General features: G+C 36.6%; 13 protein-coding genes and 1 other RNA gene. 2 read left to right on the top strand and 12 right to left on the bottom strand.

The genetic code is table 11. The features are described from left to right. Window positions 1–27: 27 nt before the first annotated feature. The 5 genes from sucC to pdxH all read right to left on the bottom strand — a co-directional run bounded on the left by sucC (window position 28) and on the right by pdxH (window position 4,780). Window positions 28–1,218 carry an ADP-forming succinate--CoA ligase subunit beta gene (gene sucC, locus BMY50_RS02335; protein WP_093317787.1) on the bottom strand — a complete coding sequence of 397 codons (1,191 nt, stop codon included), beginning with the start codon at window positions 1,216–1,218 and terminating at the stop codon, window positions 28–30. Window positions 1,219–1,321: 103 nt separating this feature from the next. Then, a complete protein-coding gene (locus BMY50_RS02340) occupies window positions 1,322–2,176 on the bottom strand; it encodes an HD domain-containing protein (protein WP_093317812.1) in 855 nt (284 codons plus the stop codon). A gap of 237 nt (window positions 2,177–2,413) precedes the next feature. Next, entirely contained in the window at window positions 2,414–3,562 is a 1,149-nt protein-coding gene (locus BMY50_RS02345) for an NADH-quinone oxidoreductase subunit D (protein ID WP_093323492.1), read from the bottom strand. A gap of 75 nt (window positions 3,563–3,637) precedes the next feature. Next, entirely contained in the window at window positions 3,638–4,129 is a 492-nt protein-coding gene (locus BMY50_RS02350) for an NADH-quinone oxidoreductase subunit C (protein ID WP_093323499.1), read from the bottom strand. Window positions 4,130–4,132: 3 nt separating this feature from the next. Further along, window positions 4,133–4,780, bottom strand: a complete 648-nt coding sequence (gene pdxH, locus BMY50_RS02355; protein ID WP_093317814.1) for a pyridoxamine 5'-phosphate oxidase — start codon at window positions 4,778–4,780, stop codon at window positions 4,133–4,135. Window positions 4,781–4,984: 204 nt separating this feature from the next. On the opposite strand from pdxH, the gene BMY50_RS02360 reads away from it, so the two are divergent. Continuing rightward, entirely contained in the window at window positions 4,985–5,548 is a 564-nt protein-coding gene (locus tag BMY50_RS02360; protein ID WP_093317815.1) for a YqgE/AlgH family protein, read from the top strand. A 95-nt stretch (window positions 5,549–5,643) separates the two neighbouring features. On the opposite strand, the gene BMY50_RS02365 is transcribed toward BMY50_RS02360, so the two are convergent. The 7 genes from BMY50_RS02365 to BMY50_RS02395 form a co-directional block, all read right to left on the bottom strand. Beyond that, window positions 5,644–7,053, bottom strand: coding sequence for a sigma-54-dependent transcriptional regulator (locus tag BMY50_RS02365; protein WP_093323503.1), 1,410 nt, complete (start codon window positions 7,051–7,053; stop codon window positions 5,644–5,646). Between the two features lie 41 nt (window positions 7,054–7,094). Next, an RNA gene (rnpB, locus tag BMY50_RS02370) (RNase P RNA component class A) lies at window positions 7,095–7,472 on the bottom strand. A gap of 235 nt (window positions 7,473–7,707) precedes the next feature. Continuing rightward, window positions 7,708–8,142 (bottom strand): c-type cytochrome, encoded by a 435-nt coding sequence (locus BMY50_RS02375; RefSeq protein ID WP_093317816.1) that lies wholly within the window; start codon window positions 8,140–8,142, stop codon window positions 7,708–7,710. 1 nt (window position 8,143) lies between these two features. Further along, complete coding sequence (locus tag BMY50_RS02380; RefSeq protein ID WP_093317817.1) at window positions 8,144–8,776, bottom strand: SCO family protein; 633 nt, start codon at window positions 8,774–8,776, stop codon at window positions 8,144–8,146. 31 nt (window positions 8,777–8,807) lie between these two features. Further along, entirely contained in the window at window positions 8,808–9,248 is a 441-nt protein-coding gene (locus BMY50_RS02385; protein WP_093317818.1) for a hypothetical protein, read from the bottom strand. Between the two features lie 17 nt (window positions 9,249–9,265). Continuing rightward, window positions 9,266–9,895, bottom strand: a complete 630-nt coding sequence (locus BMY50_RS02390) for an AlbA family DNA-binding domain-containing protein (protein WP_093317819.1) — start codon at window positions 9,893–9,895, stop codon at window positions 9,266–9,268. A gap of 48 nt (window positions 9,896–9,943) precedes the next feature. Beyond that, window positions 9,944–10,432 (bottom strand): DUF4442 domain-containing protein, encoded by a 489-nt coding sequence (locus tag BMY50_RS02395; protein ID WP_093317820.1) that lies wholly within the window; start codon window positions 10,430–10,432, stop codon window positions 9,944–9,946. 166 nt (window positions 10,433–10,598) lie between these two features. On the opposite strand from BMY50_RS02395, the gene BMY50_RS02400 reads away from it, so the two are divergent. Continuing rightward, complete coding sequence (locus tag BMY50_RS02400; protein ID WP_093317822.1) at window positions 10,599–11,831, top strand: MFS transporter; 1,233 nt, start codon at window positions 10,599–10,601, stop codon at window positions 11,829–11,831. The last annotated feature ends 1 nt before the right edge of the window (window position 11,832 follow it).

The following is an 11,832-nucleotide window of genomic DNA, read 5'->3' on the forward strand; positions in this document are numbered from 1 at the left end:
TGGTTATATACTTTAGTAATAAAAATACTATGAAAGTACCTTTGAAACTAAATCTGCTGCTTCTTTTAATTGAATAGCAGAAAATACCTTTAAACCAGATTCGTCAATAAGTTTCTTAGCCTCTTCAGCATTAGTTCCTTGTAAACGAACGATAATTGGTACCGGAATATTTCCAATTTCATTGTAAGCGTCTATCACTCCTTGAGCTACACGATCACAACGAACAATACCTCCAAAAATGTTGATAAGAATTGCTTTAACGTTAGGATCTTTTAGGATAATATTAAAGCCTGCTTTTACAGTTTCAGCATTTGCCGTACCGCCAACATCTAAAAAGTTGGCAGGTTCACCACCAGCGATTTTAATGATATCCATGGTGGCCATTGCTAAGCCGGCACCGTTTACCATACATCCAACATTCCCGTCTAATTTAACATAATTTAAATTTGAACGACCAGCCTCTACTTCAGTAGGATCTTCTTCGGCCAAATCACGCAATTCAGCATAATCTGGATGACGGTATAAAGCATTTTCGTCTAGATTTACTTTCGCATCAACAGCCAATATTTTGTCATCAGATGTTTTAAGAACCGGATTAATTTCAAATTGAGAAGAATCAGTTGCGTCATAAGCTTTATATAAAGCAGCAACAAATTTAGTCATATCTTTAAAAGCAGCACCACTTAGCCCCAAATTAAAAGCAATTTTACGTGCTTGGAAACCTTGTAAACCAATCGCTGGATCTACTTCTTCTTTTTGAATTAGATGAGGCGTTTTTTCTGCAACTTCTTCGATATCCATACCACCTTCTGTCGAATACATAATGATGTTACGACCATGTGCTCTATCCAATAAAACACTCATGTAAAACTCTTTAGTCTCGCTAGCACCTGGATAGTAAACGTCTTGTGCAATAAGCACTTTATTTACTTTCTTGCCAGCTGGGCCAGTTTGAGGAGTTACCAATTGCATGCCGATGATTGCTTTTGTTTTCTCTCTAACTTCATCGATGTTTTTGGCAAGTTTAACGCCGCCGCCTTTTCCGCGACCCCCTGCATGGATTTGCGCTTTTACAACAACCCAGTCAGAATTGAAATCTTGTTTTAACTTTTTCGCAGCTTCTACCGCCTGTTCAGGATTATCAGCAACGATACCTTCCTGAATGCGCACTCCGAAACTCTTCAATATAGCTTTACCTTGATATTCGTGAATGTTCATTATTTAAGAATTTTGCGGTAAAAATAGCATTTTATATTGTATATCACAATGATAATAGTGGCTAAAATGAAAGATTTTATGTATTTATTAATAAAATTTATTTTCAAGAATATGTGGCGTCTATATATCGTTTTTTAATCTGAATTTCCGCTTTTTCTCTTAAGAAATTTTTAAAACCTTCGAGCGACTTAATAGCTTTTATTGACGTTACTCCTTCGTATGTGCTACGAATTTTGTTAAGTAATAACGTGTCAGTTAAAAAAAGATCATTTGCCGTTAAAACACCCTTTGTTAATCCTCTTTTTATAATCTTTGCTAACTGTATGTTAGCATAAACATATTCGGGGTGATTATAAATTTCCTGATTTACTTTTTTTGATAAATTATTGATCCAAATGGCCTGATTCTCCTTTTCAATAACAATCTTATTGTTTCTAATAGAAAGAAACCTAATGAAATTAATGGCTTCTTCTCTACTTATTAAACCATATTGTAAAGCATCTCGAAGCGTATAATCTATACGGTCTGCGCATAAGTTCGGTGAGGGTTGCTCTAAGATTTCAAAATTTCCTTCCGTTATTTCTTGAATGTGATAACCGTACTGATGCAAGACATCTGGAATATCTGATTTTAGCAATAGTTCCATAAATACTTTTTCATGATAACTCTCTGTTAGATCTTCCATAACGTAATCCCCAACATGTGAAAAAGCTGTATGAGATATATCATGAAGTAAACCTGCAATCTGTTCCATCTCACTTCCTCCAAGTTTTTTTATTAAAAGCATTACACCGATTGAATGGTCTAAACGGGTGTGGGAAGCCTGTGGATTAATAAGAAAGATGCCACCACTTTGATGTATACCTTGTAGTCTCTGAACGGCTTTTGTTTTTAAAAGACTAGCTATAACCATTGGCATCTCGAAATTTCCGTACAGAATATTACTAATATTTACCATAGCACATAAATGAGCAATACGTTTACTAAAAAAATTACTTTCAACATGCAATTATACTAAAAATAATAGTAAATAACGAAATTACTATCAAGTTAAATAGTAGAGTAGGGAAATAGTTGAATAGTTAAGTGGTTGAATAGTCAAGTAGTTGAATAGTCAAGTAGTTGAATAGTTAAATAGACTCACAACTCGTAACTGGCAACTCACAACTAATAACGAATAACGAATAACCAACACCTACCGATCTACTTCGCCCAATACAATATCAATAGAACCGAGTATAGCGATTAAATCTGCAATGAGTATGTTTTTCGACAATTCAGGAAGCACAGAGAGATTGTTAAAGCTTGGAGCCCTAGCTTTGACGCGTTTTGGAATATCAGAACGGCCATCTGTAATAAAATAAAATCCCAGCTCACCTTTTGGATTTTCAGCCCTTATATAATAGTCTTGCGCTTTTGGAGAAACTTTTTTAGGGACAAAGCCTCTCGGATCAAAGTCGGGTGTTCGCTTTAACTCTTTTTGTAACCTTTCTAAACATTGTTCAATGATTTTAACGGATTCTACAATTTCGTCTACTCTCACTTTATAACGATCCCAACAATCACCTTTTGCACCCATTTCTCCTTTTCCAATTGGAATATCAAATTCGATCTCAGGATATGCAGAATATTCATCAACACGTCGTAGATCCCATTTTAAGCCAGATGCACGTAACATCGGTCCTGAGCAACCGTAATTGATAGCCACTTCTAAAGGCAATACACCAACATTGGCCGTCCTTGAAATAAAAATTTGGTTGTTTGTTAATAATTCATCCAATTCAACCAATTTAGGTTTAAAATAATCAATGAATTCTTTACATCGTTCTTCAAAGCCTACAGGTAAGTCGTAAAATAAACCCCCAACCCATATATAATTGTAGAGCATTCGTGAGCCAGAGGCCCATTCTAGCATATTCATGATGTGTTCCCGATCTCTGAAACACCACATAAAAGGCGTAAATGCTCCAATATCAATACCATATGTGCCAATCGCGATCAGATGGGAAGCAATTCTATTTAGCTCACAAACTAGTACACGAATGTATTCGATTCTTTTCGGAATTTGTTTATCTATACCAAGCATACGTTCAACCCCCATAACAAAAGCATGGCTGTTATTCATTGATGCTAAATAATCCATTCTATCAGTAAATGGGATCGTCTTTCCATAATTCATGGATTCTGCATGCTTTTCGAAGCAACGATGCAGGTATCCCATGTGTGGAACAACTTCTTTTACGATCTCTCCGTCAGAAATAATTTCCAATCTTAATACACCATGGGTGGATGGATGTTGCGGCCCTATGTTTATAACCATTTCTTCTGGGCCTAAGTTTGCCATTTTTTCCTGGTAGGCTTTTAAGGCCGCATGTGTATCCGTTGTACTCACTTCGTTGTCTATAATATTTTATTGTCTCTACTTAATTGGTATCCCATGATAAAGCTCCGCGTCTTTATAGTCCTTTCGTAAAGGATACCCTTGCCAATCGTCAGGTAAGAGAATGCGTCTAAGGTCGGGATGCTTATCAAAAAATATTCCCATTAAGTCATATGTTTCACGTTCATGCCATTCGGCAGTTCGCCAAACGCTGCTGACACTCTCTATTTTAGGAAGCTGAGATTCTTCCCTTATGTTCGCAAGTTTTACTTTTAGTGTTAATTGTGTTTTATACGGAATGGACGCTAGGTGATAAACCACACCAAACCCTTCTTCGCCGTAATCTACACCCGAAATGCACGATAAAAAGTCGAACCAAGTCTCTTTATTTTCTTTTAATTCGGTACAAACACGCACAATATAATCTTCGTGTATAATCAAAGCAGGTTGCAACCCTTGCAATTCTTCATCTACTATACATTCTTGTCCAAATTTAGACAAAAGGATGTCTTTAATAACTGTTAATTCCATCATTTATGGCGCAAGCCTTTCTATATTCCAACCTTTGTCAATTTTAGTATAAAGTATTCTATCGTGTAAACGACTAGCACGACCTTGCCAAAATTCAATTAAAGTTGGTAAGAGCTTGTAACCTCCCCAATGTGGTGGTTTTGGTACTATTTGATCTTTATATTTTGCAACGATTGACTGTAAGTTTTGTTCCAAAACGTTTCTATCTGTAATGACTTGACTCTGAGGGGAAGCCCAAGCTCCAAACTGACTTTCTATTGGTCTACTGTGAAAATATTTTTCGGATGTCTCGGGGTTTACTTTTTTTACTAAACCGTTGATTCTTACCTGTCTTTGTAAAGCCGGCCAAAAAAAGACTAGAGAAGCATTCGGATTAGCTGTAAGTTCTTGCCCCTTATTACTTTGATAGTTTGTGTAAAAAACAAATCCGTTATCTTCTAAATCTTTAAGAAGAACAATACGCGCATTAGGGGTCCCATTAGTGCTTACGGTGGCTAAAGTCATCGCATTTACTTCTTCTAAGCCGGCCTGTACGGCTTGTTCAAACCAAATTGAAAATTGAATTAAAGGGTTTTTATCTACTTGTTTTTCATCTAGTTCTAGTAGACGATAGTCAGTTCTTATATCTTCAATATTAATATTCTTTTGCATCCACTGTATTATTATGCCATTTGTTATTCCCGTAGTACAAACTTAAAAAAACATACTAATTATTAAGACTTAAATATGTAAATTGATGGTAAATTAAGTTTGAAATCTGTTGGGGGGCAAAATCTGCAAAACATATTGTTATATGCTTAAAATTTCGGCCTCATATTTGTAGTAAAAGATTATACTTAATGATATAAATAGCATATGCTTAGCAACATAACCCCACAACAAGGTAGCTTACTGCTCTCCGAACCATTCATGTTAGATCCTAATTTCCAACGTTCAGTTATTTTGTTGTGTGAACATGGTGAAGAAGAATCGTTGGGACTAGTTTTGAACCAACCGAGCTCACTTCTTCTAAAAGACGTTATGCTTGATATGCCAGATGCAGAATATCAGTTATTTGTTGGCGGGCCAGTGGGACAAGATAGCGTGCAATTTATTCATAAATGTTATGATCGTTTAAATAGTGGAATTGAAATAAGAGAAGGGCTTTATTGGGGTGGGAATTTTGAAGCATTAAAGCTGTTGATTAATGATCGATCCATCCGGATGGACGAAATCAAATTTTTTATAGGATATTCGGGATGGGGAGACGGACAATTAGCAAAAGAATTAAAAGAAAATACCTGGATGATAGGAAACAGCTATAATCCGGATATTGTATTCGTAAATGATGAGGAAAATTTATGGAAGCAAGCTGTCATTAGTTTGGGGCCAAGATACGCACATGTAGCAGGATTTCCACAGAATCCGATGTGGAATTAAGTAGCAAGATATAAGACGCAAGTAGCAAGATAGATGTAGAACTTAATAAATATCTTGATACTTGATACTCGGTACTTGATACCAGCTTTCTTATCTCAATTCTCTCTCTTCAAACCGTATTTTTCGATTTTACTATAAAGATGACTTCGCTGAATTTCAATGTCATCGGCAGTCTTAGAAACATTCCAAGCGTTATTTTCGAGTTTATATTTTATATATTCCCTTTCCGCATAGTCTTTATATTCCTGAAAAGACGAAAATTGATCAAAATGATTAAAACCTGCAATAACAGTTGGTGGATCAACTTTCCCTCCTGTTTCTGTTGTAGAAGGTTCTATAATAGGTCCTCCAGGATTAGCATACGCATAGACGTCTTTATCTGTTATCGATTTATCACTCAATATAATAAGTCTTTCTACCATATTGCGTAGCTCGCGGATATTACCTGTCCATGGAAGAGATTTCAATGCGTCTATAGCACCATTTGATATTTTTTTGATAGGCATACCGTAGTCGCTACAAATTTCTTCACAAAATTGTTCAGCAATGGTGGGAATGTCACTTCTTCTTTCCGATAGAGGAGGTACATGAATTAGAATTACACTTAAACGGTGATACAAATCCATTCTAAAATTACCTGCTTCTATTTCTTTCGAGAGGTCCTTATTTGTTGCAGCAATAACACGTACATTTACCTCTATTTCTTTATCCCCGCCAACTCTGGTAATTTTATTTTCTTGTAAAGCACGTAGAACTTTAGCCTGGGCTGATAAGCTCATGTCCCCAATCTCATCTAAAAAAAGTGTTCCCTTATCTGCTTGCTCAAATTTACCAATGCGTTGTTTTACCGCCGACGTGAAAGATCCTTTTTCATGTCCAAATAGTTCACTTTCAATTAGCTCAGAAGGTATAGCAGCACAGTTAACTTCAATCAGAGGAGAATTAGCTCGATTAGACTTTTCATGTAGCCACCTAGCTACCAGCTCTTTACCACTTCCATTTGCACCAGTAATGAGCACCCTTGCTTCTGTAGGAGCAACGCGTTCAATGGTTTCTTTTATTTTCGAGATGGCTTCTGATTCGCCTAATATTTCTCTTGTTTTACTAACCCTACGTTTAAGAACCTTTGTTTCTGTAACTAAATTTCCACGCTCAAGTGCATTGCGCACCGTGATAAGCAATCTATTTAAATCGGGCGGTTTAGAGATAAAATCATAGGCTCCTTTTTTACTAGCTTCTACGGCAGTTTCAACTGTACCATGACCGGATATCATAATAAATGGTAGGTCAGGTTTTATTAACTGAGCTTCTGATAGCACTTCCATACCATCCATTCTGCCCATTTTTATATCGCATAACACCAAGTCGACATTGTCCTTTTTGAGAACCTCAAGCCCATCAATTCCATTATCAACATCTACTACGTGATAATCTTCATATTCTAATATCTCCCGCAACGTACTTCTTATCGCACGTTCATCATCAATAATTAATATTTTAGTCATAGTTGTATATTGCGTAATATTCGCAATTATATGTTGATTAAATAAAAAGTAAGCCTATAAGCCGGGTTCTGTTTCCGCCAGCAGGCGGATATCTATCATTTATCTAGCCCTACAATCACTCATAGGATCAAACGACCTACCCATTCTGAATCCGCTAAAAGCGAAGGGAGCGAGCAACCCCATTTCAGAACCTATTTGGCCTTTCAATTCCCGGGGTTTACCGCAATGTATGTCGCCATACAAGGCCGTGAGCTCTTACCTCACGTTTTCACCCTTACTCCGATAATCGGGGCGGTTTATTTTCTGTGGCACTTTCCGTTCCCGACGAATCGGGACCTTCCCGTTAGGAAGCGAGATGCTCTGTATTGCCCGGACTTTCCTCCTCATCTATAAGATGCGGCGATAGATCAGCTTACTTTTCCTGCAAACCTACTATAAAAATATTAAAATTGGAAATAGGTATGTTGGTTATTAGTTGTTGGTTATTTGTTATTGGTAGCAAGATAACCTTATTAGTTGTGAGTTGCCAGTTACGAGTTGTGAGCATGAGCGATAAGTGATCATACTCCAAAACTGATTTAACGGTTCTCCTATTAGACTAGTGAACTATTTAACCACTTAACTACTCAACTATTTCCCTATTTAACCACTTAACTATTCAACGATTTCACAATTCTTCAAACTAGTACTTACCTCTTCTGTACTGATAAGTCCCAATTCATTTCCAAATGAATTTCCTATATAAGTTAGGATATAAGCAATTTCCTGATCTGTTAAATTGCTATTTGCAGGCATTTTCGTGTCAAATTTCCGATTGTCTACGGTTAATTGTTGTCCTATTCCGTATTTGACAAAACAAGCCAATTGATTTCTATGGCCACGAAGAAAAGACGTATCCGTTAGGGGAGGGTAAAGGTCACTCAGTCCTTCACCATTTTGACTATGGCAATTTTCGCAATTGCTCGTATATAATGACTTTCCATTTGCAAAGAACTGAGCTTTCTTTATTTCCTCTTCTCCCTGGCATGCATTGGCAAGAACTAAAATTACTGCACAGACAAACAAAATGGAAATGAGCGGATTTCTCATATTAATGATATTCTTTTAATAATATGTCCATGTCATCCATCAATTGTGAAACTTGTTCATCATTCGTTCCATCGTAGGCACCGCGAATTCTTTTATCTTTATCAATAAGAATGAGCCACCCTTGGTGCTCAAAACCACCGGGAGCACTGCTGTTTTCTTTTGCGTAAACCATATATTTATCGGCAATACCGTAAATCGATTCCTGTGAGCCATGCACGAACTGCCATTGATCACCATTTACACCAAGTTTTGTGGCATATTTTTTTAATACCCAGGGGGTGTCATACTTCGTATCTATACTATGTGAGAGTATTTTTACCTCCTTATTACCTTTGTACTTATTGAGTACTTTTAATAGGTTTTTACTCATAATAGGACATATGCTCGGGCATGAGGTGAAGAAAAAATCGGCCACGTATATGCTGTTGTCGAAATCCTTATTGTTAATGATAACACTGTCTTGATTAATGAAAGAGAAGGGTGGTATCGTTTGATAAATCGTATCAGTTACCATTTTACCATCTATTTCCTTTGTAGTCGGTTCTCTTTCTCCTAATATAGGGAGCTTTTTATTGCTTTGACCGCACGCTATTAAAAATAGCATTACAATAAGCAATGCTGGGTATCCTTTCATTGATATGGTCGTTTTGTTTTTATGTGGCGCCTTATTTGCTATATTTTCCTAGGATCTGTTTGCTTTGTTGCTCGGCCGCCGCAAATTTGTCCTTTAATACCTTTACTTTTTCAAGCTCACTTTGAAGATATATTTTAACCTCATCAGCATTCTTGTTTTCTGGTGCCGGCTCAAAATCATGCATCCAATCTGTCATAGATTCGTTCGCATGCCCCAACGTAATCTGCAACTGGTTTAATGCCTCTTTCTCTTTTAAGGTATCAAGGCCTGGCGTTATCTTTTGTAAACTATCCATCCTTATGAGCAGGTTTTTAACTTTTATATTATCGCGTACAAAAGTACCCATCATCGGCATTATGGAATCGTGCACTGCTATAATTTCTGTTTGAAGTTGCTTGTTGTTATTTGTGTCATTATTGCAGGCAATGAAGAATACACCTAATAAAAGAGTGTTTATAAATATTTTAATCATGTTATTATTATTTTATTTTAAATAATGGCAGGTAGATAGAATTCGGCTTCCCTCGTTGTATCAACTTTTATAATTCCCGCTAAAATCATATTTACCAATAGGCGCTGTGTTTTTCTTCTGGATAACTGAAGGTGTTTGCAAATGTCTATGAGCAATACTTTCTCATTATCATTTAAGTAACTCAATAGCTGTTTTTCTTTTTCTGTATAAGCAATTAAAACGCCTTCTGGTTCAGCATGCCTCTTTAGGACATCTACAACTACCTTTCCGGCGAGAATACTCTTATCTTTTACTCGAATGTAAACCCACCATTTACCGTCTTCCCCAAGCGCATAATGTGGTTTTGTATCACTTTCGGGAATTTCGGCAATAAGCACTAATTTATCGTCGACAAACGTTTCCTCAAATTTAATATCTACCACAGGTTTGCAATATCTATTGGCTGCTTTTTCGAGAATATATCGTTCTTCATCTTCATTCTTTACTCCTGTAATATGGCCATCATCGGCAACGCCAATGAGTAATCTGCCCCCTTTGTTGTTTGCAAAAGCTACTAATGTTTTGGCTATTTTACTTTCATTGCTGATTTTATTCTTAAAGTCAATCTGTTCGCCTTCTCCTCTTATTATAGTTGCTCTTACATTCATCTAAAATAATTTATTTAAAGCCCAATTGTAATGATGGTTGAAAAGATATCAGTAAGCTATCGTAGGTTGCTCATCTCGATATTTCAGATTTCTAACGTAAACCTCATTTATCACCTGCGCGCATAAAACACCTTTACTATCTTTTATCTCCATCGGAAATTTTTTGATAAATTTTCCTAAGTTATCTAAGTCGTTTTTTGCCTGGTCAATTTCTTTCTCCGTGATTTTTATCTGAAAATATAGGGAAGTACGTCCAGGCTTAATATAATCAATAGAAGCACTTTTTAGCCAGACCCGCGTTTTGTATCCTTTTCTCTTAAATATCTGATCAAATAATAAAGCAAAAAAAGGATCTGAAGCGGCATAAATAGTTCCACCAAAAATAGAAGCATTGTAATTTCTATTAAGTATACTGCGGACAATTTTTACATCTACCCCCTTAAAACCTTTATGAAATTTCTTTACCCAAATTCGTTGGAATAGGAGTGGAGGATATAAACGCATTACCCATTTTAATGTACGCTCTGAAACCTTCATGAATATAGATTAAATGCGTGTTGGCATATACCGTTAACCGCCAAGATTGGCTAAAGTAATAAGATTTTTCTATTGGACATAATTTAAGTTTAAACTATGTGAATGTTTAACAAATACTTGACTAAAATTTCTATTTTAGCCCAGCAATTACTAGAATGCTAGCCGAATGAAAGATGAACAGTTAACGCAACAAACGTCAAAAGTATGGATGCTCGTTTTGGTTGCCTCTTTAGGTTATTTCGTAGATATTTATGACCTGGTTATTTTTTCTATCGTACGAGTTCCAAGTTTTAAAGAAATAGGAGTATCGACGGATTCTATGCGGACTGACGGAGAATATGTATTAAACATGCAAATGATTGGTCTTCTGCTGGGAGGTGTGATCTGGGGGATTATTGGCGACAAATATGGCAGGGTGAAGGTTCTTTTTGGTTCTATATTAATGTACTCATTAGCCAACATTGCCAATGGCTTTGTACAGGGAGTACATACTTATGCATGGATTAGGTTTATTGCAGGAATAGGACTCGCGGGGGAGTTGGGAGCAGGAGTAACCTTGGTGAGCGAAAGCATGCCCCGGAATAAGCGCGGTTACGGAACCATGTTAATCGCTGGAATAGGTGTTCTCGGTGCAATTGCAGCATTTTATGTGGCGGAGCATTTTAATTGGCGAAATGCCTACATGGTAGGAGGCGGTATGGGTTTGTTACTTTTAGGCATGCGTGTGGGAACTTTTGAATCTGGACTGTTTAAGCAGGCGGAACAGAAAAAAGTGGTAAAAGGTCAATTTTTGATGCTATTTCAAACAAAAGAACGGTTTTTAAGATATTTATATTGTTTACTCATTGGTTTGCCGATATGGTTTGTTGTTGGGGTATTAATTACGCAAGCACCTGAATTTGGCCAGGCATTAGGTGCTACCGAACCCTTAAGCGCAGGAAAAGGGATTATGTATGCTTATATAGGAATTTCCTTAGGTGATGTTTTTGCAGGACTCTATGCCCAAATCACCAAATCAAGGAAAAAAGCTGTTTTCTTTTTTCAGTTAATGATTATAATAAGTTCAATTTGGTATCTTATGAGTGCTGGTATTACTCCTGAGAAGTTTGTTTGGCTAGCTTTTTTTATGGGCTTTGCGGTAGGATATTGGGCAACATTTGTGACCATTGCTTCCGAGCAATTCGGAACCAATTTAAGGGCAACGGTGGCTACTACTGCACCAAATTTTGTTAGAGGCGCTTTGGTGCCAAGTACCTTTTTATTTGAATTTTTTGTGCACCAATTTAATATCATCACAGCTGCGACAATTATGGTTGTTTTATTGAGTGCTGTTGCTATATTCGCATTAACACAGCTAAAGGAAAGCTTCGATAAAGATCTGAATTATATAGAGGAATAAA

The sequence above is a fragment of the Olivibacter domesticus genome, from assembly GCF_900109575.1.
Lineage (GTDB): Bacteria > Bacteroidota > Bacteroidia > Sphingobacteriales > Sphingobacteriaceae > Olivibacter > Olivibacter domesticus.